The organism is Tsukamurella paurometabola DSM 20162, from assembly GCF_000092225.1.
In the GTDB taxonomy this organism is placed as follows: Bacteria; Actinomycetota; Actinomycetes; order Mycobacteriales; family Mycobacteriaceae; genus Tsukamurella; species Tsukamurella paurometabola.
The window spans coordinates 407,117-433,884 of the sequence record NC_014158.1 but is presented as its reverse complement, the minus strand read 5'-3'; the positions used below and the strand labels follow the sequence as shown (position 1 = coordinate 433,884).

25 protein-coding genes are annotated in these 26,768 nt (G+C 68.7%); 8 read left to right on the top strand and 17 right to left on the bottom strand.

What is annotated here, in order from left to right; all coding sequences use genetic code 11:
- Positions 1-107: 107 nt before the first annotated feature.
- Genes TPAU_RS02010 through TPAU_RS02000 form a run of 3 tightly spaced genes read right to left on the bottom strand, consistent with a single transcriptional unit; the run spans position 108 to position 2,252 of the window.
- Entirely contained in the window at positions 108-743 is a 636-nt protein-coding gene (locus TPAU_RS02010) for a hypothetical protein (protein WP_013125096.1), read from the bottom strand.
- A gap of 41 nt (positions 744-784) precedes the next feature.
- Positions 785-1,504 (bottom strand): hypothetical protein, encoded by a 720-nt coding sequence (locus TPAU_RS02005; protein ID WP_041944249.1) that lies wholly within the window; start codon positions 1,502-1,504, stop codon positions 785-787.
- 49 nt (positions 1,505-1,553) lie between these two features.
- A complete protein-coding gene (locus TPAU_RS02000) occupies positions 1,554-2,252 on the bottom strand; it encodes a hypothetical protein (protein ID WP_013125094.1) in 699 nt (232 codons plus the stop codon).
- 220 nt (positions 2,253-2,472) lie between these two features.
- On the opposite strand from TPAU_RS02000, the gene TPAU_RS01995 reads away from it, so the two are divergent.
- Positions 2,473-3,897 (top strand): condensation domain-containing protein, encoded by a 1,425-nt coding sequence (locus tag TPAU_RS01995; protein WP_013125093.1) that lies wholly within the window; start codon positions 2,473-2,475, stop codon positions 3,895-3,897.
- A gap of 27 nt (positions 3,898-3,924) precedes the next feature.
- Here TPAU_RS01995 and TPAU_RS01990 read toward each other — a convergent pair whose 3' ends face one another.
- The 6 genes from TPAU_RS01990 to TPAU_RS01965 form a co-directional block, all read right to left on the bottom strand.
- Positions 3,925-4,551: an MBL fold metallo-hydrolase gene (locus TPAU_RS01990; protein ID WP_013125092.1), complete on the bottom strand. Its 627-nt coding sequence runs from the start codon at positions 4,549-4,551 to the stop codon at positions 3,925-3,927.
- Entirely contained in the window at positions 4,548-5,633 is a 1,086-nt protein-coding gene (locus TPAU_RS01985) for an S-(hydroxymethyl)mycothiol dehydrogenase (protein WP_013125091.1), read from the bottom strand. Before TPAU_RS01985 ends, TPAU_RS01990 begins: the two co-directional genes overlap by 4 nt.
- Positions 5,634-5,676: 43 nt before the next feature.
- Positions 5,677-7,134 (bottom strand): ATP-binding protein, encoded by a 1,458-nt coding sequence (locus TPAU_RS01980; RefSeq protein ID WP_013125090.1) that lies wholly within the window; start codon positions 7,132-7,134, stop codon positions 5,677-5,679.
- The gene (locus tag TPAU_RS01975; protein ID WP_013125089.1) at positions 7,134-8,807 is read right to left on the bottom strand and encodes an NAD(P)/FAD-dependent oxidoreductase; all 1,674 of its coding nucleotides are present in this window, start codon (positions 8,805-8,807) and stop codon (positions 7,134-7,136) included. Before TPAU_RS01975 ends, TPAU_RS01980 begins: the two co-directional genes overlap by 1 nt.
- 9 nt (positions 8,808-8,816) lie before the next feature.
- Entirely contained in the window at positions 8,817-9,470 is a 654-nt protein-coding gene (locus tag TPAU_RS01970) for a hypothetical protein (protein ID WP_041944248.1), read from the bottom strand.
- 94 nt (positions 9,471-9,564) lie between these two features.
- Positions 9,565-9,780, bottom strand: a complete 216-nt coding sequence (locus tag TPAU_RS01965) for a hypothetical protein (protein ID WP_013125087.1) — start codon at positions 9,778-9,780, stop codon at positions 9,565-9,567.
- 149 nt (positions 9,781-9,929) lie between these two features.
- On the opposite strand from TPAU_RS01965, the gene TPAU_RS01960 reads away from it, so the two are divergent.
- Positions 9,930-10,169 carry a hypothetical protein gene (locus tag TPAU_RS01960; RefSeq protein ID WP_013125086.1) on the top strand — a complete coding sequence of 80 codons (240 nt, stop codon included), beginning with the start codon at positions 9,930-9,932 and terminating at the stop codon, positions 10,167-10,169.
- A 29-nt stretch (positions 10,170-10,198) separates the two neighbouring features.
- On the opposite strand, the gene TPAU_RS01955 is transcribed toward TPAU_RS01960, so the two are convergent.
- On the bottom strand, positions 10,199-11,341 hold the full coding sequence (locus TPAU_RS01955; protein WP_013125085.1) for a glycosyltransferase family 4 protein: 1,143 nt from the start codon (positions 11,339-11,341) through the stop codon (positions 10,199-10,201).
- A 34-nt stretch (positions 11,342-11,375) separates the two neighbouring features.
- Between TPAU_RS01955 and TPAU_RS01950 the strand changes: the two genes are divergently transcribed.
- Complete coding sequence (locus TPAU_RS01950) at positions 11,376-12,149, top strand: class I SAM-dependent methyltransferase (RefSeq protein ID WP_013125084.1); 774 nt, start codon at positions 11,376-11,378, stop codon at positions 12,147-12,149.
- Between the two features lie 69 nt (positions 12,150-12,218).
- On the opposite strand, the gene TPAU_RS01945 is transcribed toward TPAU_RS01950, so the two are convergent.
- The 5 genes from TPAU_RS01945 to TPAU_RS01925 form a co-directional block, all read right to left on the bottom strand.
- Positions 12,219-14,267, bottom strand: a complete 2,049-nt coding sequence (locus TPAU_RS01945) for a magnesium transporter MgtE N-terminal domain-containing protein (RefSeq protein WP_013125083.1) — start codon at positions 14,265-14,267, stop codon at positions 12,219-12,221.
- Positions 14,268-14,705: 438 nt separating this feature from the next.
- The gene (locus TPAU_RS01940; RefSeq protein ID WP_013125082.1) at positions 14,706-15,581 is read right to left on the bottom strand and encodes an RNA polymerase sigma-70 factor; all 876 of its coding nucleotides are present in this window, start codon (positions 15,579-15,581) and stop codon (positions 14,706-14,708) included.
- The gene (locus TPAU_RS01935; protein ID WP_013125081.1) at positions 15,578-16,621 is read right to left on the bottom strand and encodes an NAD(P)/FAD-dependent oxidoreductase; all 1,044 of its coding nucleotides are present in this window, start codon (positions 16,619-16,621) and stop codon (positions 15,578-15,580) included. Before TPAU_RS01935 ends, TPAU_RS01940 begins: the two co-directional genes overlap by 4 nt.
- Before the next feature lie 68 nt (positions 16,622-16,689).
- Positions 16,690-19,260 (bottom strand): ABC transporter permease, encoded by a 2,571-nt coding sequence (locus TPAU_RS01930; RefSeq protein WP_013125080.1) that lies wholly within the window; start codon positions 19,258-19,260, stop codon positions 16,690-16,692.
- A 1-nt stretch (position 19,261) separates the two neighbouring features.
- Positions 19,262-20,014, bottom strand: a complete 753-nt coding sequence (locus TPAU_RS01925; protein ID WP_041944247.1) for an ABC transporter ATP-binding protein — start codon at positions 20,012-20,014, stop codon at positions 19,262-19,264.
- A 54-nt stretch (positions 20,015-20,068) separates the two neighbouring features.
- On the opposite strand from TPAU_RS01925, the gene TPAU_RS01920 reads away from it, so the two are divergent.
- Together TPAU_RS01920 and eccA are read left to right on the top strand one after the other, a co-directional pair.
- Positions 20,069-20,551 carry a hypothetical protein gene (locus TPAU_RS01920; protein WP_013125078.1) on the top strand — a complete coding sequence of 161 codons (483 nt, stop codon included), beginning with the start codon at positions 20,069-20,071 and terminating at the stop codon, positions 20,549-20,551.
- Between the two features lie 43 nt (positions 20,552-20,594).
- Complete coding sequence (gene eccA, locus TPAU_RS01915) at positions 20,595-22,271, top strand: type VII secretion AAA-ATPase EccA (RefSeq protein WP_013125077.1); 1,677 nt, start codon at positions 20,595-20,597, stop codon at positions 22,269-22,271.
- Here eccA and TPAU_RS01910 read toward each other — a convergent pair.
- On the bottom strand, positions 22,268-22,804 hold the full coding sequence (locus TPAU_RS01910; protein ID WP_041944246.1) for an FAS1-like dehydratase domain-containing protein: 537 nt from the start codon (positions 22,802-22,804) through the stop codon (positions 22,268-22,270). The two genes, eccA and TPAU_RS01910, sit on opposite strands and share 4 nt — an antisense overlap.
- Before the next feature lie 171 nt (positions 22,805-22,975).
- On the opposite strand from TPAU_RS01910, the gene TPAU_RS01905 reads away from it, so the two are divergent.
- The 3 genes from TPAU_RS01905 to TPAU_RS01895 all read left to right on the top strand — a co-directional run bounded on the left by TPAU_RS01905 (position 22,976) and on the right by TPAU_RS01895 (position 25,944).
- A complete protein-coding gene (locus TPAU_RS01905) occupies positions 22,976-24,127 on the top strand; it encodes an FAD-dependent monooxygenase (RefSeq protein ID WP_013125075.1) in 1,152 nt (383 codons plus the stop codon).
- The gene (locus TPAU_RS01900) at positions 24,124-24,549 is read left to right on the top strand and encodes a hypothetical protein (RefSeq protein WP_013125074.1); all 426 of its coding nucleotides are present in this window, start codon (positions 24,124-24,126) and stop codon (positions 24,547-24,549) included. Before TPAU_RS01905 ends, TPAU_RS01900 begins: the two co-directional genes overlap by 4 nt.
- 177 nt (positions 24,550-24,726) lie before the next feature.
- Positions 24,727-25,944, top strand: coding sequence for an HNH endonuclease (locus TPAU_RS01895; RefSeq protein WP_013125073.1), 1,218 nt, complete (start codon positions 24,727-24,729; stop codon positions 25,942-25,944).
- Between the two features lie 2 nt (positions 25,945-25,946).
- On the opposite strand, the gene TPAU_RS01890 is transcribed toward TPAU_RS01895, so the two are convergent.
- Entirely contained in the window at positions 25,947-26,705 is a 759-nt protein-coding gene (locus TPAU_RS01890) for an SDR family oxidoreductase (RefSeq protein ID WP_013125072.1), read from the bottom strand.
- Positions 26,706-26,768 lie beyond the last annotated feature (63 nt).

The following is a 26,768-nucleotide window of genomic DNA, read 5'->3' as shown; positions in this document are numbered from 1 at the left end:
ACACGCCGACTCCCCTGCTGCGCGTTTCCTCCCCCATCGGAGTTTGCGCCTGCCAAGGGGGACGAAGCGCATTGTGGGGGAATCGGTGCGGCGCGGGGGACGAGCGGTCACATCGCGCGGGGGCGGTACTTCGACAGCGGGTCAGGCTTCGCCAGCGGCAGGATATCGGCGGGGCAGCCACCCACCTGGTCGACGAGTTGCCGCTGGAGGTCATCGCGGTCGAGGTCCGCGGAGAGCCGATCCGGTTCGGTGACACCGAAGGTCATGATCCCCTCGCGATCGTCGACCACCACGCCGGTCACGATCAACGACGGTGACTGTAGGTCGATGTCCGCGGCGGGAACGGCGACCAGGGTCGGTTCCTCCAGGCCGTGCGGCGCACGATCATCGTCGAATCCGATGCGGCCCTTCGCCTCCGCCACCGTGAGGCCGACGAGGTCCTCAGAAGGGAAGGCGGATCGGTTCGCGCCACTCTGCCTGATCAACGCCAACCTCCCCCAGAGCAGGAGCGAGACAGCAGCGCCGAACACGAAGATTCGACTTCCGTTCGCCATCATGAGTGCGGCTCCCGCGATGCCCGACACAACCGCGGTCCATCGCAGCACGTGCCACCGCATCGCCGACCGAACGTCCGCCAGCAGGAGGGCCAAGGCAGCGCCCAAGGTCAGCAACATGAGGTCCCAGTTTCCGGCTGCCGCCTGCAGCGCGATCGCCGGAAGCATCATGAGCGCGGCCAGGCTCATCCCCCGCCCACTGGGTGTTCCGACCGTGCTCCGTCCCGGTGTCACGGCTGCAGCTCGGGACGGGAGCCGTCCGCCACACCGCCGACAGTCGACATCGATCGTGCGCCGGTTGATCCGGGCCAGCGGAGGGGACGGATATCGGCAGGAAAGCCGCCGACTCGCGCGCTGAGTTCGCGCTGGTACTCGCCGCGCGCGGCGCGCCCGAGCGCGAGGCCGGCACCGTCGGCGACCCCGAAGGTGAGCGCGGGCCCGGTCGGGTCGACCACCACGGAGGTCACGATCAGAGACGGTTCGGAGAGGTCCAATTCGGCTGCGGGGACGGCGACGAGCTCCGGATCGCGAAGCCCGTCGGGCTGCCGTCCGGCCGCGAATCCGAGAAGACCGCTCGCCTGCGTCACCGTGAGCCCGACGAGTTCCTCGGTGCGCACCCGGCAGTCCGCCGCCTTCCAGCGGCGATGCCAGCAGGTGAGCGATACGACCACCGCGAGCACGGAGCCGATGATCACGCTGAATGTCTGCCCGCGGGAGAAGCCGCTCGCGGCCATTGCTGCGAAGCCGATGACCATCGCGCAGGTCAGCGTGGTCTCCCACCGGCGCGACGGTGCGCCGAACGCGGCGATACCCGCCGACACGGCGAGGACGAAAGCGGCGAGGGTCCAGTTCCCGGCATAGGCCTGCACGGCGGCGCTCCCCGGGCCGTAAGCGATCGCGAGGACGGCGCCCCACCGATTCGGCGGCGGTCCCATCTCGATCCTGGTCACGGCACGAATTCTACAACGTGAATTGTGACTTTTCCGAGTCGAGTTGGTGTCAAGAACCTGGGAACCGTCGCGGCCTGATGTCCGCGGGCCCGCCGCCGACGATGCCGACCAGCCGATCCTGCGCCTCGCTCTTGGTGAGCGCGAGGCTCGTCGCGCTCCCCGCCGCGGGGATGGCGGGATCGTCCGAATCGGCGACGCCGAACGTGATGGTCGCGGCGTCGATCTGCGCCTGCGTCCCGGCATCGACCACGACCGTCACGGCAGTCACGATGAGCTCCGGGTCGCCCAGGTCCTGCTCGCCCGGCGGCATCGGAACCAACTCCGGGCCGGACAGCCCCGCCGGCTGGCGCCGGTCATCGAAGCCCAACAGATGGGTGGCGTCGGCGACGGTCCGCCCGACCAGTTCTTCGGTACGGACGCGACATGTGGGGACATCGTGACGGATCTTCGGCAGGAAGGCGACCAGGACGACGGCGATCATCGCGCCCAGTCCGACCGCGAGCCAATCGCGCTCGGCGTACCCGAGAAGGGCCGCCACAACGCCCAGAATCCCAGCGATTCCGAAGGCGAGATTCCGCTGACGCAGCGATCTGGCGATCTCCGATGTCGCGGCCGCCAGGATCGCGAGCCACAGCACGGCCGTGGCCCATCGACGATCCTGCACGCTGCTCACCATCATCACGGCCACTACCGCGAACCACGCGTACCACCAGCGACTGAAGGGCGCACCCAGCTTCGGCCTGCTCACGCCTTCATTCTAAGCATGCAAAATTCCGACATTCGGCAAACCACTGCGACAGATCGTTTCTTTTGCGAATTCAACGCCCGAACACTGCCGGTTCAAGATATTTTCGTTGACTAATGTGCATGATAGCCGCCGAACCTGAAAACACCACCCCGAGAATTGTCGAATTTCTCACTGCGCAAACGTCTTTTGCTGGGCTACGCTTTTAGGGATAGTGGTCTGCATGATTTCGGGATTCGCGGAACACTGGCAGTGCCCCACCGGCGAGTGGGTCGTCTGGGCCCCTGATGCGAACACGTGCGAGGCCATGCGCAACGCTCCCGACCTGGGCGTTGAGACCTCCTTCATCCAGGCCGATCACCTTCGCAGCGGCATCGAGGGTGAGTCCTGCGTACGACGCCTGGTATTCACTTCTTTTACCGTGCACGATAAATTCGATGCAGAAACAATTGCGAAGGTCTTCACTGATTTCGTGCGCGCACATGAAACTTTTCATACGGCGTTCCCGGTGTCGACCGATCTTCGACCACGCGGCCGGACGCTGCGGCCCGAGCAAATCTCGCTCGCCGTCACAGCGCGTTCGCAGGATCATCCGGAGCGCACCGTCAAGGACCATCTGATCGAGTCGGTGCCCACGCTGCACGAGTGGGCAGCCTTCGCGTTCGCCGTGAACGGCATCGAGAACGCGGGCCCGGATGCGGTCGATCCGCACTTCCAGGTGGTGGTCGGCTCCGACCACATGTTCACCGACGGGGTATCGCAGGCGATCAGCTTCTTCGAGATCCTCTCCCGCTACACGGCGGCCCGCACCGGCACGCCGTACGAGCCGGTGCCCGTGCGGCCGTATCCGCAGTTCTGCGCCGAGCAGCGGGCCCTCGCGGCGACGCTCACCCCCACCCACCCCGACGTGGAGCAGTGGCGCGACACGCTCGCCCGCGCTGGCGGTATGCCCAAGTTCCCGCTCCCGCTGGGCCTGGGGCCCGGTGAAGCCGCTCCCGGCAAGATCGCGGTGCACGCTTCGTTCGTGGATGCCGCCCAGGCAGCCCGCTTCGGTGCCGCCGCAAAACAGGCGGGCGGCAACACGAGCAGCGCGCTACTGGCCGTCTTGGGCCAGGTGCATCACGCCCTGACCGGGGAGCGCCTGTTCACCATGCTGATCCCGCGGGCGGACCGCTCCGCGACCGGTGATGCAATGGCGGTCGGCTGGTACGTGACGCTGGTGCCGGTGCAGTTCGACGCCAGCGGCACCTTCGCCGAGGCGACGCGCAACGCCCAGGAGGCGCTCGGCGTGGCCCGGCAGCTCGACCGCACACCGGTGTTCCCCGTGATCGACATGCTGGCCAACGATCCCGGTTTCCCGGTGCAGCACGGCTTCACCTCGCCGATGCTCTCCTACATCGACGTCACCCGGGTGCCGGGCGCCGAACTGGCCCGGCAGCACGACTTCTCGGTGTTCGCCAATGCCACTCCCTCGCGGGAGGTGTTCATGTGGATCAACCGCGACGAGTCGGGTCTCGACTTCAACGCACAGCATCCGGAGACGGTGGAGGCGACCCGCGCCGTGGACACCGTGTTCCGACTCCTGCGCGATCGGATCATCGAGGTGGCCGACGGAGTCCGCCCTCATCTGGTGGCCACCGCCAGCTGACCAGCGGGCGGTGACATGGCGCCGCGGTCAGTGCCCGCGGCGGATCCACTCCTCCAGGTGCGGGGACTCGGTGCCGAGCGTGGTGCCGTCACCGTGTCCGGTGTTCACCCGGGTCTGCGGAGGAAGGGCGAACAGCCGGTCCCGGATCGAGTCGATGATCACCGAGAAGTCGCTGTACGAACGACCGGTGGCGCCCGGACCGCCCGCGAACAGGGTGTCGCCGCTGAACAGTTCGTCCGCCTCGGGCAGGTACAGACATACCGATCCAGGCGAATGCCCGGGTGCGTGGATCACCTGGATGTCAGTGCCCGCCACCGCGATCCGCTGATCATCTGCGAGGTCTTCATGTGCTATGCCGGCATGCGTCATATCCCAGAGGACATCGTCTCCGGGATGCAGCAGGATCGGGGCGTCGAGGCGCTCGGACAGTTGCGGCGCTACCGTCACGTGATCGTTGTGTCCGTGCGTGCACACGATCGCGCGCACCGTACGCCCACCCACCGCCGCCACGATCGGGTCGGCGGAATGTGCGGCATCGACCACCACGACCTCCGCGTCGTCACCGATCAGCCAGACATTGTTGTCTACATCCCAGGTGCCGCCGTCGAGGCTGAACTGTCCACTGGTGATGACTCTTTCGGTCCGCAGGCTCACAGCACGACCACCGAGCGCAGCACCTCACCGCGGTGCATGGTCTCGAACGCCGCCTCCACCTCGTCGAGCGAGATCCGCTCGGTGACGAACTTGTCCAGCGGCAGCCGGCCCTGCTGGTACAGGTCGACGAGCTGCGGGAAGTCGCGCTCGGGCAGGCAGTCGCCGTACCAGGACGACTTGAGTGAGCCGCCGTGGGAGAAGAAGTCGATGAGCGGCATGTCCAGCGTCATATCCGGTGTCGGCACGCCCACCAGAACCACGGTGCCGGCCAGATCGCGCGCGTAGAAGGCCTGCTTCCAGGTCTCGGGGCGGCCCACGGCGTCGATCACCACATCGGCGCCGAACCCACCGGTCAACTCCTGGATCGCCTCCACCGCATCGGTTTCCGCGGCGTTGATCGCGTGAGTGGCGCCGAGGTCGCGGGCCCAATCGAGTTTCTTCGGGTCACGGTCGACCGCGATGATGGTGCGCGCCCCCACCAGACGAGCACCCGCGATGGCCGCGTCTCCCACACCGCCGCAACCGATCACCGCGACGGTATCGCCGCGGGAGACACCGCCGGTGTTGACCGCGGCGCCGAGTCCGGCCATCACACCGCAGCCGAGCAGACCCACCACCGCCGGATCCGCGGTGGCGTCGACGCGGGTGCACTGCCCCTGGTGCACCAGGGTCTTCTCGGCGAAAGCGCCGATTCCGAGGGCCGGCGAGAGCTCGGTACCGTCTTCGAGGGTCATCTTCTGGGTGGCGTTGAACGTGTCGAAGCAGTATTGCGGCTTACCCCGCTTGCAGGCGCGGCACTGACCGCACACGGCGCGCCAGTTGAGCACCACGAAGTCGCCGGGCGCCACGTGATCCACCCCCTCGCCGACGGACTCGACGACGCCGGCGGCCTCGTGCCCCAACAAGAACGGGAACTCGTCGTTGATGCCGCCCTCGCGGTAATGCAGATCGGTGTGGCACACACCGCAGGCCTGCACCGAGACGACCACCTCACCCGGTCCAGGATCGGGGATCACGATGGGCACCACCGAGGTGGGCTCGCCCTTCGCTCGCGCGACGACTCCTCGAACGACCTGTGGCATGACTGACCCCTTCAACCGACGGCAACGTATGCACCCCGGTTTATCACACCCCCGTGTCCAGCTCCTCGGCCTCATCGGGCTCGCGGGGCGGGCCCGCGATGGGGAGCTTGACCCGGAACCAGGTGGAGCCGGGTTCGGATTTCACCGACAGATCACCGTGATGCTTGTTGACCACGATGCGCCATGAAATGTCGAGGCCGAGACCGGTGCCTTCACCGACCGGCTTCGTGGTGAAGAAGGGCTCGAAGATCCGGTTGACGACACCGTCGGGTATGCCGGGTCCGGTGTCGCCCACCTCGACCAGCACGTGCTCGTCGTCGTGCGAGGTGCGCAGGGTGAGAGTGCCGGCTCCCTGCATCGCGCCGAGCGCATTGTCGATCAGGTTGGTCCACACCTGATTCAGCTCGGCACCGAATCCGCGGATCTCCGGCAGCGCACCGTCGTATTCCTTGCTGACCGTCACGTCGCCGAACTTCTGGCTCAGCATGACCAGGGTGCTGTCGATCAGCTCGTGCACGTCCAAGGTCTGGAACGGGGCACGGTCCATCTGCGAGTACTGCTTCGCCGCGGAGACGAGCGTGGAGATACGGGTGGTGGAGTCGGTGATCTCGTTGAGCAGCAGCTCCGTCTCTACCGTGTAATACAGCCACGCGACGGCCTTGGGCAGCATGTCGCCGCCGACCTGCTCCAGCACCGCCTCGAACCACTCCAGATCGAGGCCCGCCGCAACGAATCCCGGCGCCAGCTCGTAGCCGTTCTGCACACCGTGATCGTCGAGCCAATCAGCGATCTCATCCTCGCGGTCGGAGGCCTCCAGCGGGCCCAGAGTGGGGGCGGTCGCCACGCGGTCCACGGCGTCGGCCTGCAGGTCGACCAGCTGTACGAGCAGGTCGTGGTGCCATGCGCCATTGGCGATCACGGCCAGCTTGTGCCGCATACCGCTGACCCGGGTGCGCAGGGTGGACGCGGCGCGCACCGCCGCACCCGCGGGATTGTTGAGCTCGTGAGTGAGGCCGGCGGACAGTGAGCCCAGTGCCAGCAGCCGCTCCCGCTCGCCGATCATCCGCTGGGTGCGCTTGCTGCCGTAGAAGACGCCCTCCAGCAGGTGCACGGCCATGGGGAACCACTGCTGCATCAGCTCCCCGAAATCGCGCGACGGCAGGATGTAGAACCGGCAATCGGTGACCGCCCGCATCGACGAGTTGTAGGTGGTGCCCATGCCCTCGCCGAGGAAGCTGCGCCAGGCACCCGCGTAGACGCCGCGGTGATCGGTGCGGTTGGTCTCCACCTCGGAGTCGCCCACTCGCATCGACAGCGAGACGGTGCCGTCGAGCAGCACGAACAGCGATTCCGCGGGGTCGTCCTCGCGGTACACCGGCCCCGCGGGAAACTCCTCGATTCGCCCCCGCTCGCACAGCCACTCCAACTGTTCGTCGGTCAGCTTCTCGAACAGGAAGAGGGTACGCAGCTCATCCTTGAGGCATTCGTGCGGCGCGCTCATCAGTCCTGCCCCGCCAAGTACCTGTGTACGAACATCACTGCCATCGCTCCTTCTCCCACGGCCGAGGCCACGCGTTTCGCGGACTCGGACCGGACGTCGCCGGCCACGAACACTCCGGGCACGCTCGACTCCAAGTGGAACGGCGGACGGTCCAGTGGCCATTCCCGCCGCGTGCCCTCGATTCCGCCGATATCGGGTCCGGTGATCACGAACCCGTGCTCGTCCCGCACTACTACACCGTCGAGCCACTCCGTCCGCGGCGCGGCGCCGATGAAGACGAACAGGTAGTCGGCGGGCACGGTCTCCTGCTCGCCGGTGCTGCGGTTGCGCAGCGTGAGCTTGTCCAGGTGTTCCTCACCGTGCGCCTCGACCACCTCGGTACCGGTGCGGACGTGCACGTTGTCGATCGCAGCGAGCTGCTGGATGAGGTAGTACGACATCGACGCTTCGAGCGATTCGCCACGCACCAGCAAGGTGACCGACTTCGCGCCCTTCGCGAGGTAGACGGCGGCCTGGCCCGCGGAATTGGCGCCGCCCACGATGTAGACGTCGAGATCTTTGCAGTTCGGGGCCTCCGTGAGTGCGGAACCGTAGTACACGCCGGCACCGGTGAGCCGCTCGACGCCCGGAGAGTCGAGCTGCCGGTAGGCGACGCCGGTCGCGAGGATCACGGTGTGCGCGCCCACGGACGTGCCGTCGGCGAACTTCACGGTGCGCGACGATCCGGTGACATCGAGTTCGACCACGTCGGAGGTGGTGATCACCTCGGCGCCGAACTTCCCGGCCTGGCGGCGCGCGCGGTCGGTGAGCTGCGTGCCGGACACCCCGTCGGGAAAGCCGAGGTAGTTCTCGATCCGGGAGCTCTGCCCGGCCTGGCCGCCGGTGGAATGCCGCTCCACGAGCACGGTGCGCAGGCCCTCCGAGGCGCCGTAGACCGCCGCACCGAGGCCGGCGGGGCCACCGCCCACCACCACCAGGTCGTAGAACTCCTCCGACGGTGCGGTGGTCATGCCGATGTGGTTGGCCAGTTCCTGGTCCGACGGTGCGCACAGCGCCGCGCCGTCCTCGGCGACGACCAGCGGGAGTTCGAGGCCGTCACTGCCCGCCGCCGCCAGGAAGCGCTGGCCCTCCGGAGATTCCGAGGAGAACCAGCGGTACGGGATCTGATTGCGGGCCAAGAACTCCCGCACCTCCGACGAGCGGGCGGACCAGCGGTGGCCCACCACCTTCACCTCGGGGATGTGCCGGTGGTCGGTGCACTCCCACGCCTCGATCTGGGCGTCGATCACCGGATAGAGCTTCTCCTCCGGCGGATCCCACGGCTTGAGCAGGTAGTAGTCGAGATCAACCACGTTGATGGCATCGATCGCGGCCCCGGTGTCCGCGTACGCGGTCAGCAGCAGGCGGCGCGCGGTGGGGAACAGGTCCATGGCGGATTCGAGGAAGTCGAGGCCGCTCATCTCCGGCATACGGTAGTCGGCCAGCAGCACCGCGACGGTGTCACCGCGCAGCTTCAGTTCACGCAGCGCCTCCAGCGCCTGCTGGCCGCTTTCGGCACGAACGATACGGTGCGTCTCGCCGTACCGTCGCCGCAGGTCGCGGGCGACGGAGCGGGACACGCTCGGGTCATCATCGACGGTGAGGATCGCGGGGCGACTCTGGGTCTCTGCCACCCCTCCACATTACGACGGTGCGCCGCTCCCCGCCGTTGATGTCGCCGCGGTCTCCGCCGCGCTCAGTGCCCGTGCGAGGGCGGTCGCCGAATCGGGGCCGAACGCCGGGTGCACGAGGTACCCCGCGGGCAGTCCGGCGACCGACCACCATGCGACCCAGTAGCCGTCGTCCGCCGGCATCGGCAGCCCGACCTTGATCGTCCGCTCTCCCGACGCGGTGGCGACGGTGCGGTGGGCGATCGGCGCCTCGATCTCGGCGGGCTCGTTCTTCTTCCGCTTCCGCTCCCGGATCCACAGCCCGCCCGCCGCGGCGAGCAGCACTGCGCCCACGAGCAGCAGCGCCCGGCCCTCGCGCGGCCGATCCCACGGCAGTCCCGACCAGATCGCAGCGAGCAGGCAGAAGTTCGCGGCGAGGTACACGGTGAACATCAGCGTGTCCGTGCGAGACGGAAGCGGGCGAGCGCCCCGCGTGAACCGGAAGACCTGACCGGCGACCATCGCTGAGAGGAAGGCGATGGCAAAGAGGAGACCCCTCGCGATCTTCGTCGAGAATGGCGCTTCGACCGACCATCCCATCGCGCCGACCGCCACCAGCCCCAGGATCCACACCGCCATCACGATCGTCGCCGCCCACCGCAGCAGCCACACGGGGAGGGCGAACACGGTCGGGGCTTCGCGCTCCCGTTTCCCACTCCCGCTCCCGTCGTAACCGGAGCGGGATGATGAAACGGGAGCGGGAACCGCCCCGGGGTGCGGGTTACTCATCCGACTTCCTTTTCCATGGCGCTCGCACCAGGGCGAAGACACCGGTGCCCAGGATCGCGGCACCGAAGACCGCGATGACCGCGGCGAGCACCGTGCGGAAATCGGGCCACTGCGACCAGTCTCTGGCCAGCGCTACCGCCACGTTCACGATCCCGAGCACGACGAGAAGCCACGCTCGCCGCGCCGTCAGACCACTCTCCTCCACCATGATTTCACGATAACGAAGACTGAAGTGCGCGGCCAGCGCCTCGATCGGGGCACAGCCGGGACGTTCCCGTGACCCTCGCGGGGCTCCGGCGCGACAACCGCCGCCGAGGATCGAAGACATCGATCGCCCGTCCCGGAAAGGAACGAGTCATGACAACGCCACACACCCTCACCGCGAACGCCCCCTACCGGACCGGCGCGCTCCCCCTCCCAGGGGCCGATCCCACCCGGTGGCTCAAGGCCTCATTGCACCGAGCCCTCGATCGCCTCGCCCCGCGTGTCGAGGACGGCGAGGTGCTCGTACGGATGGGCTGCGGGCGGGCGAACATCATCGGCGTCCCCTCACAGGACAATCGCATCGTCGAAGTTGCCGGGCATACCCGGCGCTGACCGGCCATCCGTCGGGCGAGGCCGTCGGCTCAGACCAGGCCGCCCACGCGGTCACCCGTCACCGACGACGCCAGCACCCGGCCGACACCGTCGGCGGTGGCCTGCCAGGAGAACTCTCCGGCACGCTGGCGCGCCTTCTCCCCCAGCTCGGCACGCAGCAGCGGATCGGCGAGCACACCGGCCACGGCCTCGGTGAGCCCGGCGAGATCGCGCACCAACAGACCGGTCGCGCCGTCGACCACGGAATCGGTGAGGCCCTTGGACGAGACGTACCCGACCGTCGGCACACCGTGCTGCGCGGCCTCGATCACGGTGATACCCCAGCCCTCCTTGCGGGACGGCATCACGTGCACCCAGGCGCGGGAGAGCAGCCGGTGTTTGCGCTGTTCGGTCACGTGGCCGTGGAAGGTCACCCGGTCGAGCACGCCGAGGCGCAGCGCATGTCGGTACAGCTCGTCGTCCCACCAGCCGCTGCCGATCACGTCCAGATGCAGGTCGGGCACGCGGTGGCGCAGTCGCGCGAGTACGAAAAGGGCGTCCTCGATCTGCTTGTGTGGCACGAGGCGCGAGAGCACCACCATCCTCGGGGTCTCAGATCGCACATCCGCGACACCGGGCTCCAGCGCGTCGATGCCGTTGCGCACCACGGCCACCCGCTCCGGTCCCACACCGAGGAGGCCGAGTTCCTCGGCCGAGGGCAGCGAGACGGTGAGGTACTGCGAGCGGCGGTGCACCCACGGCGAGAGCTTCGATTCGATGAACCAGCCGATCCGCGCCACGAGGCGCCCCGCCACGGGCCACTGCTCACGGTGGCAGTGGTGCACCAGCACCGTGACGGGAACGCCCGCCACGAGCCGGGCGAAGAACGGGATGCCGTTCTGGGTGTCGATCACCGCATCGGGACGGATGCCGCGCAGCGGGCCGCGGCCGAACCGGGCCGCGACGATCGCGAGCAGGGCCAGCGGGTACACCGTGAAGCGGCCCCCGCCGCGGGAGACCCGCACCCCGTCGACGGTCTCGGAGCGCGCGGCACCGGGATACATCGCGGTGCGCAGGGTCACCGCCACACCGCGGCGGGCCAGTTCCTCGCCGACCCGTTCCAGGTACAGCTCGCTACCGCCGCCCTGCGGGTGGCGGGTGTCTCGCCAACACAGCAGAAGGACTTCACGCACGCGTACTAGGGTACCGTCCGGTGGTGTGGACCCCGTGAGCTGGAAAGACGCGACCTCGAAGCACGCCACCTCGAGGTTGCGCCGCAGGGCGACCCTGCGCCGTTCGGTGCGGTTGCTCTCGGACTTCCGGTTCGAGCAGTCCGAGCCGGCGCGCTTCTACGGCTCGCTCGCTCGCGACACCGTCGATCTGACGGCCGACCTGTTCTGGGAGCCGCTCGACGGCGCGCTGGTGCTGGATGTCGGTGGCGGGCCCGGCTACTTCGAGGACGCGTTCGCCGAGCACGGCGCCGTATACGTTCCCATCGAGCCCGATCCGTCCGAGGCGCATGCCGCTGGGATCACGGCCTCACGAGGCGTGCGGGGCTCGGGCCTCGCCCTGCCGATCGCCGACGGCGCCGTGGACGTCTGCCTGTCATCGAACGTCGCCGAGCATGTGCGGGACTGGCGGGCGATGGGTGCGGAGATGCTGCGCGTGACCCGCCCCGGAGGCCTGGTGATCCTGAGCTACACCTGTTGGTTCGGCCCGTTCGGTGGACATGAGATGGGCCTGAGTCACTACCTCGGCGGCGAACGCGCGGCCCGGAGGTACACCACCAAACACGGGCATCCGCCGAAGAACCTGTACGGGACGTCATTGTTCAAAGTGGGTGCGAACGACGGATTGGATTGGGCCGCAACCGTCGACGGTGCCGATCTGGTGGCCGCGTTCCCGCGGTATCACCCGTCGTGGGCGTGGTGGATCGTGCGCGTGCCGGGCGTGCGCGAGGTGTTCACCTCGAATCTCGTGCTGGCCTTCCGGAAGCACTGATACGGCGAACGCCCCTCCGCCACAGCGGAGGAGCGTTCACCGATTCGACTGACCGAACCGCGGATCAGATCACGCGGCGGCTCCGTCGGCGCCGGAGGCACCCGACTCCGTGGTGTCGGAGGACGTCGACGGTGTCTGTGCGGGCGCCTCGTTCGCCGTCGCCTTCTCCTCCGCCGCTTCGGTCTTCACCGGAGCCTCGGTCGGCGTGGAGGCCTGCTCCCGCACCGGCGACTCGGACGGCGAGTCCGAGGACGCGGTCGCGCCGGCGCCGGACGACGCCGCGGAGTCAGTGGGCGTCGCGGAGCCAGTGGGCGGAGTCGACGGGGTGGTGGTCGAAGCGTCGTCGTCCTTGGCGTGCCGACCACCGGACCGCGCGGTGTCCAGCGCTGCGAGCGCCGCCGCCTCGGTAGCCGGATCCTCGGCGCTGGACAGGGCGTGCCTACCGCCGGTCTCGACCGGCGCGGCCTGGGTGACGGCAACCGCACCGTCGTCCTGCTTCGCATGCTTGCCGCCCGAGACCACCGACGTCACAGCGTCGGTGAGCTGCGTACCGATCGCGTTGGAGGCGAACAGGTTACCGACTCCACCACCGTTCAGGAAGGGCCCGACGAGCTGAACCGGCAGTGCGATGATCGTGCCGATGAGCTCGGCGATCGGGCGGGCCAGCGCCGCCGCGGCGTTGATGCCGGTGCTCAGAGCGCCGGTCGCCAGTGAAACCGGCACGGAGAGCACGGGACCGACCACCGGGATTCCCTGCACGACCTGACCGGGGATACCCAAGATGCCCGTCGCGCTGTACTGCACGGCGTCGACCAGTAGCGGCGGCACGGTCCGCCAGCCCTGCGCGGTGAGCAGGCTGCCGGCGAGCGAGGTGACCACACGACCGATCAGCTTGCCGTCCATGATCGCCAGCAGCTTGTCGTCGGGCAGACCACCGACGACCTCCTTGAGCTTGTCGTTCGGGATGGCGGCGACGAGCTTGATCAGGGTCTCCGAGGGCAGGCCGGCCACCACGGGACCGAGCTTTTCGACCGGGATGCCGGCGACGATCTTGCCGAGTGTGTCGTCCGGGAGGTTCGAGACCACGGTGGTGAGCTTGTCGATCGGGATCGAACCGACGAGGGCGCTCAACTTGTCCGCGGGCAGGCTCGCGACCACCGGAGCCAGTTTCTCAACGGGGATCCCGCCGACCAGCTCCTTGAGGGTGTCGTCGGGAAGGTTCGAGACCACCTCGGTCAACTTGGCCACCGGGATCTTGCTGACCAGCTGGGTGAGCTTGTCGGCGGGCAGGCTGGCCACCACGGGACCCAGTTTCTCGACCGGGATGTCGCCGACGATCTGCTTGAGTGTCTCGTCGGGCAGACCCGAGACCAGCTGCGTGAGAGTCGAAGCCGGCAGGCTCGCGACCACGGGACCGAGCTTCTCGACCGGGATGCTGGCGACCAGGCCGGAGAGCGTCTCGGTGGGCAGACTCGCCACCACCGGCCCCAGCTTCTCGACGGGGATACCACCGACCACCTGGGTCAGGGTCTCGCTCGGCAGCGTGGCGACGACCTGCGCCAACTTGTCGGTGGGGATGGAACCGACGAGCTTGGAGAGGGTATCGGCGGGAAGGCTCGCCACCACCGGACCGAGTTTGTCGACGGGGATGCCGCCGACCAGCGCGGAGAGCTTGTCATTCGACAGCCCCGCCACCACCTCCGACAGCTTCGCGGTGGGCAGGCCGCCGACGATGTTGGTGAGCGCACCGGTGTCCATCTCGTTCATGATCGCGACCACCGACTCGGTGGGCATCTGCCCCATGATCGCGGCGACCTTCGACGGCGGGATCTGCGCCATGATGCGCGCGATGCGAGCCGGGTCGGCATTCGAGAGTTCCCGTACCAGAGTCGAATCCGGGAGCAGATCGATCAGACCCACCGGGACGAAGTCGGCCTTGAGCGCGGCGGGCGGCTGCGCGAGGACCTGTGCCGGCGTCGGTATCGCGGTGATACTCGTGGCCGGGAGGGCGGCGAGCGCCACCGACGAGACGAGGACGGTTGCGGCGGCGGCCTGGGTCACCACCCCGAGCCTGTCCCACTGCCCCTTGGCCGCACCGAATTGCACTGCTGCGCGCATGTCTTCTCCTGAATTGAGCTCTCCGACGGGATGACCGCGCGCAGGCCTGCGGCGCGGTCGGGTGACTGAAGATGCGCGATCCCTGAGAACACCGATTCATATTCAGTCCGCGACATAGTTAACGGTACAGATCCGATGTCTATCAGTGATATATAGATCAGTTATCTAAACGTTATGAAATTGTGATTCACAAACGAGGGATCGAGAGCCTCGGGAATGCGACTTCCAGCAGCGGAAACAAGACCCGTTGTCACCACTGTGACCTGTGAAGTTTGTCCGAGTTGGTTGTTTCATACATCTCGCTACTCACGCTAGAGACTTTTCCACTCTTTGCGATGCCACGGATTAATGCCTGCTCAGACAGCCGATCTTTATCGGATTCGATAGGGAATCTTCTTTCACTTCGTACGGCCTCGCCGTCGCTTCCGAGGCCGTCCGTCACCCCATCGATACGCTCCGGAGCTTCGCCGGGTTCCGCACGCAGTAGACACCTGTGACGATCGCACCGTCGACCTCGATACAGGTGACCTGATCGACGACCCCGTCGAAGGAGACGACCATCGCCGGCATGCCGTTGTACACCGCGAAACGCAATCCCATCTCGCCCATCGCGGCGCCCTTGCGGAACAACCCGATCAGCATGCGCGCCACCTTGTCCGCGCCGTGTACCGGACGCCGGGCCGCCGAGACCACGCCGCCACCGTCCCCCAGGTACACCGCGTCGGGCGCCAGCACATCCATGAGCGCCTGAACATCGCCGGTAGCCGCCGCGGTCAGGAACCGCTCCGCCGCGCCCTGCGCCACCGCGGGGTCGACGACGGTGCGCGGTCGTCGCGCCTGGACATGACCGCGGGCGCGGTGCGCGGTCTGGCGCACCGTCGCTTCACTCTTCCCCACCGCTTCGGCGATTTCCGGATAGCCGAAGCCGAACACCTCGCGGAGCACGAAAACCGCGCGTTCGGTAGGGGTCAGGGATTCCAACACCAACAGCATCGCGGTCGTCACCGCCTCACCCGTGAGCACGTGTTCGGTCGGCGCATCACCCGACGGCGTCTCCAGCGGTTCCGGTAGCCACGGTCCCACGTACTGCTCGCGCCGGCGCGCCGCACCGCGCAGCGCGTTCAGCGCCTGCCGGGTCACGATGCGCGCCAGGTACGCCCGCGGATTCTCGACCACGGCGAGATCCACATCGCTCCACCGCAGGTAGCTCTCCTGGAGCACATCCTCGGTATCGGCGACACTGCCCAGGATCTCGTATCCGATCGAGAACAACAGCGGTCGATACTCGGTGAACACTTCTGCTGCGGTGGTCATTTCGGTGCCGGAAGCCAGGCGTAGTTCGCGGTGCGGGCGGCGCCCCTGGCCATGGTGCACACCTGCTCCTTGACGAACGCAGCGGGCCGGCCACCGAACCAGATCCGCGTCGGGGTGTCATCGCGGCGAGCTGTCTGGATCACCGCGCTGCGCCGCCCGATCGAGACGTTCTGCCCGGTGTACCCCATCGAGAACCGCTTCGGCTCCGCGCCGGCGATGATCCGGGCCAGGTTGTCCGCGCCGTGCGCCCCCTGCGGCAACGCCGTCTGGCAACTCAGCCGCGCATCCGGCACGGCGGCACCGTCACCCACCGCCACGATCCGCGGATCGCTGACGCTGCGCAAGAATTCGTCCACCAGAACCCGGCCGGAGTCGTCGACGGCCAGCCCGCTGCGCGCCGCCAGATCGCTGACCTGCGTGGCGATCGCCCACAGCACCAGACCGGCACCGTCGGGTTCCTCGTACCGGCCGCGCCGCAACTGCACTCCGAGCCGCTCCAGCTCCCGGTGTACCCGACGCCGCGCACCGACACCGAGCGAGGCGCCGATCTCGCCCTCGCTGAGCAGCCGCACCCGCAGCGCGGGCCACGATTCCGCGATCTCCGCGGCGGTCTCGATACCGGTGAGACCGCCACCGACCACGGTGACCAGGGCACCGTCGGGCAGTGCGGCGAGCGCCGTGCGCGCCCGGCCGGCCGATTCGAATCCGCCCACCGCCACGGTGCCCGCCGGTGCCGTGATCGCCCCACCCGCCGCGTACACCAGGTGATCGAAGGGCAGCACAGTGCCGTCGGCCAGGGTCACCGAACCATCACCGATGGTCTCGACCGAGCCGACCACCAGCCGGATCGCCGGATTGAGCATGTCGGCCAGCGGCGTGGTCGCCGAGCCGCTGCCTGCGATGTACTCGTGCAGCCGCACCCGCTCGACGAACTCGCCGCGCGGGTTCACCACCGTGACGTCCGCGCCGCCGGCCTTCTTCATCAGCCGGTTCGCGGCGATCGTCCCCGCATATCCGGCACCGATCACGACGACCTTCATCTCTGCCTCCTTCAGGCGGAACCCAGTGTTCCGCACTCAGGACACCGACCGCCCGCGATCTGTGACAGCTAGCCCTCCGCGATCGCGGCGAGTGGCGGCGTGCGGGAGGCACGGATGGCCGGAAGGATCGCCGCACCCACGCCGACGAAGGCCGAGGCGACCAGCATCACCAACACCGTCGACCACGGGACGACCACGGAGCCGAGCCCCTCATCACGCAGCGCGTACACCAGCGACGTGCCCAGTAGCACGCCGAGCACCAGGCCGAGTACGGCGCCGAACAGCGCGATCAGCATCGATTCGAGATAGATCGACTTGCGCACCTGGGAGCGGATCATGCCGATCGCGCGGAGCATGCCGATCTCGCGGCGCCGCTCCACCACCGACAGCGCCAGTGTGTTGATGATGCCCAGGATCGCGATGATCACCGCCAAGCCGAGCAGCCCGTAGAGCACGCCCATCAGGGCGGTGATCGCCTGGCCTGCTTGGTCCTTGAGGTCTTGCTGATCGTCGACATTGACCACCAGCAACGGTTTGACCGCCTCGCGCAGCCGGTCCTTGAGGTCCTCGACGGAGGTGCCGTCGGCGGCGCCGATGAAGACCGATTGCGGCGTGACGATCGGGCTGGTCGCCCCCTGCGCGGGCGGATACAGCGTGTTCACCTCACCGACGGTGACCACCGGCCCGGACAGGCCACCGGCTTTGGCATAGATCCCGGTGACCGTCGTCTCGGCCTGCTCCCGGCCGGTGGCCGAGCCCAGGGCGACCTTCGAGCCGACCTCCCAGCCCTCTGCCCGCGCCTTGTCCTCGTCGATCAGGAGGCCACCGGATTTCAGGTCCAGCGTGCCGGCGACCCGGGTCAGATTGAACACCGCGTTCACATCGCCGTCGACGGCGAGCAGGTTCTGCCGGTCACCGTCGATCCGCGTGGGCACCGCGTACAGCGTTGTCTTGGTGCCGATGCCGGGGACGTCCTTGATCGCGGTGAGCGCCGCGGGCGGCATCCCGAACTGCGGCGCCTGCAGCACCAGATCGGACCTGATACCCGTGTCGACCTGCGAGTCGATCGACTTCTGCATGGACGCCCCCAGGGTGCCGATCACACCCACCAGCGCCACGCCGATCACCAGGGCGAACGCGGTCGCGGTGGTGCGCTGAGGATTACGCATCACGTTGGTACGGCCCAATCGGCCGGCCGGGCCGAAGGGTTTGGCGAGCACCGTGCCGACGCCGCCGAGCACGGGGCCGACGAGAGCCGGGCCGCCGATCACCACGGCGAGCACCAGTCCGAAGCCGGCGACGCCCACCATGATCGCTGCACCGGAACCGGACTCGGTGGTCGCCACGAACAGCAGCGCGAGCGCACTGAGGAAAAGGGCCGCACCGATCGCGCCGCGCACCAGGACCGATGCGGCGGATCCGCCGTCCTGCGCTCGCATCGCTGCCACGGGTGGGACTTTCGACGCCCGGACCGCGGGAATCAACGCGGAGATCACCGTGACCACGGTGCCCACGAGCATCACGGTGATCGCGACCGAGGGCGCGACCACGATGCCCGTATCGGGGAAGCCCGCACCCGCGGCCTTCACCACGGCCTGCAACAGCCAGGCCAGACCGATGCCGGTCGCGAGTCCGGCAGCACTGCCGAGCACGCCGACGACGAGCGCCTCGAGCACCACGGAGTTGCGTACCTGTGGACGGCTGGCGCCGATCGCGCGCAGCAGCGCGAGCTCCTTGAGGCGCTGTGCGACGAGCATCGAGAACGTGTTGTAGATGATGAAAACGCCTACCAGCAAACCGATCAGACCGAAGGCGACGAGGAAGTAATTGAGGAAGCTGAGCCCCTGGTTCACCTGGTCGGTGAACTCGGTGCGCACCTCGTCACCGGTCTTGACGTCGAGTTCGGGTAGCGCCTGCGCGAGACGGTCGCGCAGTTGCTCGGGGCTGGTTCCCGGCGCCGCGGCCACGTCGATGTTCGGTGTGGTCGCGCCGTCGCCGAACAGCTTCTGCGCCTCGTCCTTCGCGAACAGGGCGCCGATGTACCCGCCCGTGTCGACCGACGCGGTGTACGTGCCGACGATGGTCGCCTCGATCGGCCCCGGCGACCGCGGCGTCACCACGGTGGTCTTGGACCCCACCGGTAGATCGAGCCGGTCGGCCGCGGAGTCGTTGAGCACCATCTCGTTCGGGCCCGACGGTGCGCGGCCCTCGGTGATCTTCAGGCCATCGGACTCGAAGCTCTCCCCCGGCGGCAGGTAGGCACCGCCGGTCTGCGGCGCGCCGGTGGGCGAGACCACATCGCCCTTGCCGTCGCGGAGCGCGATGGAACCGGTGACGGCGGGCTGCGCGATCCGCACACCCGGCACGGCGCGGACCCGGTCGAGCGCGCTGAGCGGGACACCGGGTCCCTGTGGCCCGAAACCGCCCTGCCCCTGCGCATCCTTCGGCGCGACTCGCGCGTCGACCCCCACCGCGATCCGGTCCGAGATCCCGTCGAAAGCCTTCGACAGCGTTCCGGTGAAGACCATCGATCCGGCGATGAACGAGGTGCCGAGGAGCACCGAGAGGACCGTCAGGAACAGCCGGCCCTTGTGCGCCATCAGATTGCGCAAGGCCACCTTGCGCATGGGTGAGGCCATCTCAGCCGCCCACGAGCTCGTCGAGATGGATCATCTTGTCCATCACCGTTTCGGCGGTCGGTCCGCGCATCTCGTCGACGATCCGCCCGTCCGCCAGGAACACCACCCGGTCGGCATAGGACGCGGCGCGCGGATCGTGCGTCACGATCACCACGGTCTGCCGGAAGTCGTTCACCGCGGACCGCAGAATCGACAGCACCTCGGCGCCGGATCGCGAGTCCAGGTTGCCGGTGGGCTCATCGCCGAAGATGATGTCCGGCCTGCCGACCAGAGCGCGGGCACAGGCCACGCGCTGCTGCTGGCCTCCGGAGAGCTCGGTGGGCCGGTGGTCCAGGCGCGGGCGCAGGCCGAGTCGGTCGACGACGGTATCGAGCCACTGCTGGTCGGGTTTGCGGCCGGCGATGTCGAGCGGCAGGGTGATGTTCTCCAGCGCGGTGAGCGTGGGCACCAGGTTGAACGCCTGGAAGACGAAACCGATCCGGTCGCGCCGCAGCTCCGTGATCTGCTTATCGCTGAGTGAAGTGAGCTCGGTGCCGCCCACCTGCACTGATCCACTGCTGGCCGTGTCCAGGCCGGCCAGACAGTGCATCAACGTGGACTTGCCGGAGCCCGAGGGCCCCATGATCGCGGTGAACTCGCCCGTGAGGAAGTCGACGGAGACTCCGGCCAACGCGTGCACCACGTTGTCGCCCTCGCCGTAGACCTTGGTCAGATCGACGGCTCGGGCGGCCACCGCGAAAGTAGATTCGGACATGTCATCGAGCTTGCCAGACGCACCGGGTTGCGGCATCGGGGACAATACTGATCCATGCACCTCGAACCCCGCGTCCTCATGCAGCTCTCCGGTCTGCTGGACCTGCGCGAGGGCAAGTTCTTCGCGAGCTGTTTCGGCAACCGCGTCCCCGACGATCTGCTCGCGGCGGTCACCGTGCACGGCGCGGCCACCAACAAGGCGACCGCGGGATTCGCGTCACCGTCGCGGGCACAGTCGGCGATGCCGGTGGAGATCGAGCACTGGGACGACGTGCCACCGCACGATGGCGACTGGGACACCGTGTTGAGCACCACCCTGTGCGTGGACACATCCGGCACCGTCGAGTTGTTCTCGCCCGCCGACGGCGCGGTCGGAGAGATCGTGGAGTTCCCGATGGCCCGCGGCTACTACGTGGTCGAGGCCTGTGCCCGGCATGCCGGCGACGGCGCCGACGAGTGGCGTCTTCGGCTGTGGCACTCCGACGAGGTGGGCCCCGATCTCAAGGAGATCCGGGAGATCGCGCTCCTGGCGCGCTAGACGCCGCTAGGCTCGGGGGCGAATCGGGGTCTGGGGGGACACCATGACTGCTTCTGCATCAGCGCTGTCGGCGTTCCGGGCGGGCGTCGCCGCTCTCGGTATCCAGGTGGGTGAGTTCGAGGCCACACCGCGAGATGCCGCACTGGCTCGACGGGCCTTCGCCGCGGCTACCGCGGCCGATCCGGGAATGGCCGATGCCTGGTTGGGTCGCGCCGCCGCGGGCGAGACCACCGCCGAGGTGCTCGCGGCGCTGCACCGCACCGCCGACGCATTGGGGTCCGCGGCGCGCCGCGCCGGGCTCTCACCGGGTGATCTGGCGGGCACCTTCGCCACCGGGATGTACGTGGACTACCCGCTCCGGGACGCGGCCACCGCGCACGTCGCGTACGCCGCCCGGCTGCTCGCCGACGGTGCGCCCGACGATGCCGAACGTGCCCTCGACGCCGCGGTGAGCTGCCCCATCGAGCGGTATCAGCGCGCGGTCGTCTGTGCCACCGGCCGCCGGTGGGGCGAGGTCCTGACCGCACTGGACGGACTCGGTGGCTGGGACGACGAGGCGCTGGCCGCGGCCGGCCACGCCATCGCCGGCGCCGCGGCGGCGCAGCTCGGCCGGTTCGCCGAGGCGGCGCGGCACCTCACCGCGGCGGCGGCGGGACCGGTGCCGGGCGCCGCGGCGGCGGCGCGGTACTGCCACGGGCTGGTGCTCCGCGAGCAGGGCGACGAGGACGGCGCCCGCGCACTGCTGGAACGAGCGGCACCGTCGTACCCTCCGGCCGAGGCGGCGCTGCGCGACCCGAACCACCGCCTGGTACTCGCTTCCCCCGACGAACCCGTGGCCGAGGACGCGCAGGCCGAGGACTCCGCGGACCTGCTCGCCGAGGCCGCCGCCGAACTCGACCGGCAGGTCGGGCTGCGCGAGGTGAAGGAACAGGTGGCACGGCTGCGCACCACCATGCAGCTGGCCCAGGTGCGCGCCGATCGCGGGCTGTCCAGTGGCGCCCGATCGCTCCACCTGGCATTCACCGGGCCACCGGGCACGGGCAAGACCACGGTGGCCCGGATCGTGGCCCGGATGTATCGCGGGCTGGGGCTGCTGCAGACCGAGAACGTGGTCGAGTGCTCCCGGCGCGATCTGGTGGGGCAGTACCTGGGCGCCACGGCGATCAAGACCAGCGCGGTGATCGACTCCGCGCTCGACGGTGTGCTCTTCATCGACGAGGCGTACACCCTGGTGCAGGACGGGCTGTCGGGCGGTGACGCGTTCGGCCGGGAAGCCGTCGACACGCTTCTGGCCCGCATGGAGAACGACCGCGATCGCCTGGTGGTGATCATCGCCGGATACGACGGCGAGATCGACCGGTTCCTCGGATCGAACGAGGGCCTGGCGTCGCGGTTCGCGCGACGGATCCGGTTCCCCGGCTACTCCCCGGGCGAACTCGCGGAGATCGGCGAGGCCATGGCCAGGGCCCGCGATGCGGTGCTCACGGGCGAGGCCGCAGCCGTTCTGGAGGCTTGCTGTGCGGGCATCACCGACCGGCTCGACCAACTGGGTAACGGCCGCTTCGTGCGCAACGTGATCGAGGCCGCGGAAGAGGAGCGCGAAATGCGGCTCGCGGAGTCCGGGGCAGATCTGGCCGGCCTCGACGAGGCGCAGCTCATGCGGATCGAGGGCGCCGATATGGCGAGAGCCCTCGAAGCGCTGGTAGGTGTGGCGGTCTAGATCGAGGAGGCGACGTTGGCCGCGTACTCGTCGCTGTTCGACGGACCGGTGCCGGTCATCATGACCTCGTCTGCGAGCCGATCCGCGGCCTCGAGGTCGATACCGGTCTCACGCTGGCTGTGGGCGATGAAGATCTCGGCGGAGACGCACGGCTCATCGGCCACGTACACCATGCAGTCGACCGTGATGAGGTCGGTGTCTGCCTTGACGATGTGCGAGCCGAGCCGGGTGCCCACACTCACGATGTCGCCGATCTGCAACGCCCGCAGGTAGTGGAAGGTCTGGCCGGCGTGCAGGATCGCGGACAGGTTGCAGCCCGGGATCGCCTTGCCGACCAGCGCGGACGCGGCCTGCAGCAGCGGCGCACCGAGCATCGTGGCGGGCACGGCGGAGTCTGCGGGAACCACCCGGCTGGCCGCGTAGGGCACGTGCCAGTTACGGGTCGCGCGGGCGAACGAACGCACCGACTCCGAGCCGATCTCATAGGCGTCGGGGAACCAGATCTCCCACTCGTCGGCGATCGACACGGGCATACTCCTCAGTCTTCACCCCCGTCGGCCATACGAGAGGGACGGTACAGATTAACCGCACATCCCGTGCGATCCCAAACTTGAGCCACCCACGTGACAGCAAACACTGTCAGCGAGGTACGTGGGATGTCCGGTTCGGTGACAGCGGGACGACGGCGCATTACCGTCGAAGACATGTGGAGGACGAACTCACTCCGGGTCGCGGTGGTGGGCGCGGGCATCGGCGGGCTCGCCGCCGCCGCGGGCCTGCAGCGCGCCGGTGCCGAGGTGATCGTCCTGGAGCAGGCCGCGCGCTTCCTCCCCCGCGGTTCGGGATTGTCGCTGTTCGACAATGGTTTCACCGCGCTGCGATCGCTGGGGTTGGAGGAACGGGTACGGGCCGTGACGGCGGACGGTCCGCCCGAGATCCCCGTGGGCACGCGGACGGTCGACGGTACGCGGGTGAGCACCTTCCGCCCCGAGACCGCGGCCGGATTGCGGGTGATCGACCGCACCGAGCTCCACCAGGCGCTGCTGGGCGCGCTGGTACCGGACACCGTGCGTCCCGGTATCCGGGTCGAGGGCGTCAACCGGGACACCGTCGACCTCGGACCGAGCGGCCTGCTGTCGTACGCACATGTGATCGTGGGCGCCGACGGCATCCGGAGCCGGGTCCGGGGCAGCTATGCGGGTGACCCGGGTGCGGCGTACTGCGGGTACGGGGCATGGCGGGGCATCACCGCCGCACCGGTGGCGCTCGAGGACGCGGGTGAGACCTTCGGCCGGGGCGAGCGCTTCGGTTACGTGCCTCTGCGGGACGGGCGGGTGTACTGGTTCGCGGTGCGTCCCTCCACCGCGGACGACGAGCCGGAGCCCGGCGAGCTGCTGGAGCGGTTCGGGCAGTGGCACGATCCGATACCGGAGCTGATCACGGCCACCGAAACGAAGCGGATCGGTTATCAACCCATCGAGCGACTCGCGCGCCCGCTGCGCACCTTCTCTCGCGGGCAGGCGGCGCTGGTGGGTGATGCAGCGCACGCCATGCCTCCGACCCTGGGGCAGGGCGCGAACCTGGCGCTGGAGGATGCGGCCGTCCTGGTGTCGGTGCTGAGGCCGCTGGCGACGGATCCGGACCCGCGGGCGGTGCCTGCGGCGTTGACCAGCTATGACAAGCAGCGCAGGCGGCGCACCCAGCGGATCGCGCGGCAGGCTCATCTGCTCGGTGCCGCGGGGCAGTGGCCCAACCCGCTGGTCGCCTTCGGCCGCGATCTGGCCTTCCGGTTCGCCCCGGACGGGCTCATGGACTGGGGTATGCGCCGGGTCCAGCAGTGGACGCCGCCCACGTGAGGCAGTGGGCCGATTCCACCGCCGGCCTGGTACGGCTACCGTCGGGCACCCTGGTGCGCGGTCGTAGCCTGCGCGCCGGTGCACCCGCGGACGCAGCGACCGTGACCCTCGCTCTTACCTGGCTGCCTCCCGAGTCCGCACCGGGCAGGATCCTGTGGGTGCGCACCCCGGATTTCGGGGTACCGCTGGCTCCGGGCGCCGCGAGGCGCCGGATCGCGCAGGCACACGAGTTGCTCTCCACCGAGCGGGTCGAGGTGGTGTGCGGAGGCGGGATCGGCAGAACGGGAACGGGTCTCGCCGCGCTCGCGATTCTCGACGGACTCTCACCTGCCGATGCCGTGGAGTTCGTTCGTGCGGAGTACCACCCGCGTGCGGTCGAGACACCGTGGCAGCGGTGGTTCCTCCGCACTTTTCGGCGCTGATTCGCGGTCGAGCACGTGGCCTTCTCCCGCCAGAAGCGGCCCACGACTCCGTGGATTCGCATATACGGGCGGTGGGGCGTCGAGGGTGGATGCGATACCCCGAGACTACCCAAATATACCTATTCACTTGACCTTTCAAATCGAAAACTTGTCAGTGGGTGGTCGTAGTGTTCGAGTATGGAAGAGGAAGATATCGGCACGGCTTCGGGGGCTGGCGGTGAGGTGATCGCCGGACTGTCCGCGTTGGAGCGGTTACGGGCGCGGGTGGTGTTCGATCAGTACCGGCTGATCGTCGAGCTGCTGCGGGCGCGGGTGTGTGAGCGGATCGCCGCCGGTGCGGCGCAGGATCGCTGGGAGGCCGGCGTAGCGTCGGAGGTGGCGCTCGCGTTGCGAGTCTCGACCAACCGGGCCACGGCGATGCTGTCCCGGGCGAAAGTCTTGGCGCGGGATCTGCCCGCCACCTTCGCGCGGCTGCGCGAGGGTGATGTGTCACCGGAAGCGGTGGAGGTGATCGTCGCCGGTGTCTCCCATCTGGAACCCCGCCTGAAGACCGAGGCCGATACCGCACTGTGCGGCGAGAACTTCGCCGCGGGTGGCCTGGGCCTGAAGCGCTTGCAGGACACGGTCAAGCAGGTCGCATACCGGCTGGATGCACAAGCCACGGTAGACCGAGTCGCTTTGGCCGCCAAGGATCGTCGGGTCACGGTCCGTCCGGCGCCGGATTGCATGGCGCGGGTATCGATCCTGCTACCGGTCGCACAGGCCGTCGGCGTGTACGCCGCACTGAAGACGGCGGCCGATGCCGTGTTCGGTGTGCCGGGTGAGCCGCGCAGTCGTGGGCAGATCATGGCTGATACCGCGTTCGCGCGGATCACCGGCCGCGAGGCGGCAGAAGGGCAACCGGTGACGGTGAACCTGACCGTCCCTGCCTCTGTTCTGCTGGGCGATCAGCCTGGCGCCGCGCACCTCTCCGGCGGTGGAACGCTGCCGGGGGAGATCGCCCGCCATCTGGTGGGGCGGGCGGCCGAGCAGGCGATCGCGTGGGTCAAACGCCTCTACGTGCAGCCGGAATCGGGTGCTGTGGTCGGGTTGGATTCGCGGTCGCGGTTGTTTCCTCGCGGGTTGGCGGAGGTGATCGCGGCGCGGGATCGGTACTGCCGCACCCCGTACTGCGACGCCCCGATCGCACACACCGACCACATCGCCCCGCACGCGCACGGCGGCCCCACCAGCCTGGCGAACGGGCAGGGGCTGTGCGCGGCGTGCAACTACGCCAAGGAAGCAGCGGGGTGGTCCAGCCGCACCGTCGACGACGAGACCGGCCGGCACACCGTCGAAACTCATACCCCGACAGGGCATGTGCACCGTTCCACTGCACCGCCCCAGGCGGCGTGAGGTCAGGGCCGGGGATGCAACCCGCCCGCGATAGCGATCGAGGTGCCGGTGCTGTACGAGGAACGCGGGGAGAGCAGGAAGGCGACGGTATCGGCCACCTCTGCCGTGGTACCGGCGCGGCCCCAGGGGATTCCGCGGCGCTCGGCCTCTCCGGCGAGCCAATCCTGATAGTCGAGTCCACTCCCGGACGCGGCATGGCGTTCGCGCTGCCGAGGGGTGTCGATCATCCCGATATCGACGGAGACCACGCGGATCCGGTCGCCGGCGAGGTGCCGGCTCAGCGTGGTGGCGTACGAGGCGAGGGCCGCCCGGGCGGCGCTCACGGGCGCCATCATCGGGTCCGGGTGGTGCGCGCTCACCGCGTTGAGGAGCACGATCGCGGGCGCGTCCGTGCGCCGCATGTGTGGCAGTGCGGCATCGATCAGGTTCTTGGCGTGCGTGATCCGCTGGTCGAACTGATCGTGCCACACGTCGAGCGGAGCGTCGGGACCGGCGATGAGTCCCTGTCCCGCGTTCGCGACCACTCCGTCGACCCGGCCGAACCGCTCCGCGCAGCGATCGACGAAGGCGCGCACCTGCCCGGCGTCGGCGGCCTCGGCCGCCCCGATCAGCTGCCGCGAATCGTCCACCTCGTCGGCGACGCGGCGCGCATAGCCACCGACGCACGCACCTTCGGCGAGCAGCGTCTGCACCACCGCCGCTCCGATGCCGCGGGTAGCGCCGGAGACCAGGAACACCCTGCCGTCGATCCGGAGGTCCATACCTCCATAGTGCACCTCGCCTCGATGACACGCTCGGACCCTCGTTGATCGCGACGCTCGAAG

Bases quoted from the DNA above. Each gene is read 5' to 3' on its own strand.
- TPAU_RS02010 (WP_013125096.1), bottom strand. From the start codon at position 743: ATGAGCCTGGCCGCGCTCATGATGCTTCCGGCGATCGCGCTGCAGGCG.
- TPAU_RS01995 (WP_013125093.1), top strand. From the start codon at position 2,473: ATGATTTCGGGATTCGCGGAACACTGGCAGTGCCCCACCGGCGAGTGG.
- TPAU_RS01985 (WP_013125091.1), bottom strand. From the start codon at position 5,633: ATGCCACAGGTCGTTCGAGGAGTCGTCGCGCGAGCGAAGGGCGAGCCC.
- TPAU_RS01980 (WP_013125090.1), bottom strand. From the start codon at position 7,134: ATGAGCGCGCCGCACGAATGCCTCAAGGATGAGCTGCGTACCCTCTTC.
- TPAU_RS01965 (WP_013125087.1), bottom strand. From the start codon at position 9,780: ATGGTGGAGGAGAGTGGTCTGACGGCGCGGCGAGCGTGGCTTCTCGTC.
- TPAU_RS01960 (WP_013125086.1), top strand. From the start codon at position 9,930: ATGACAACGCCACACACCCTCACCGCGAACGCCCCCTACCGGACCGGC.
- TPAU_RS01945 (WP_013125083.1), bottom strand. From the start codon at position 14,267: ATGCGCGCAGCAGTGCAATTCGGTGCGGCCAAGGGGCAGTGGGACAGG.
- TPAU_RS01940 (WP_013125082.1), bottom strand. From the start codon at position 15,581: ATGACCACCGCAGCAGAAGTGTTCACCGAGTATCGACCGCTGTTGTTC.
- TPAU_RS01935 (WP_013125081.1), bottom strand. From the start codon at position 16,621: ATGAAGGTCGTCGTGATCGGTGCCGGATATGCGGGGACGATCGCCGCG.
- TPAU_RS01930 (WP_013125080.1), bottom strand. From the start codon at position 19,260: ATGGCCTCACCCATGCGCAAGGTGGCCTTGCGCAATCTGATGGCGCAC.
- TPAU_RS01925 (WP_041944247.1), bottom strand. From the start codon at position 20,014: ATGTCCGAATCTACTTTCGCGGTGGCCGCCCGAGCCGTCGATCTGACC.
- TPAU_RS01920 (WP_013125078.1), top strand. From the start codon at position 20,069: ATGCACCTCGAACCCCGCGTCCTCATGCAGCTCTCCGGTCTGCTGGAC.
- eccA (WP_013125077.1), top strand. From the start codon at position 20,595: ATGACTGCTTCTGCATCAGCGCTGTCGGCGTTCCGGGCGGGCGTCGCC.
- TPAU_RS01910 (WP_041944246.1), bottom strand. From the start codon at position 22,804: ATGCCCGTGTCGATCGCCGACGAGTGGGAGATCTGGTTCCCCGACGCC.
- TPAU_RS01905 (WP_013125075.1), top strand. From the start codon at position 22,976: ATGTGGAGGACGAACTCACTCCGGGTCGCGGTGGTGGGCGCGGGCATC.
- TPAU_RS01895 (WP_013125073.1), top strand. From the start codon at position 24,727: ATGGAAGAGGAAGATATCGGCACGGCTTCGGGGGCTGGCGGTGAGGTG.
- TPAU_RS01890 (WP_013125072.1), bottom strand. From the start codon at position 26,705: ATGGACCTCCGGATCGACGGCAGGGTGTTCCTGGTCTCCGGCGCTACC.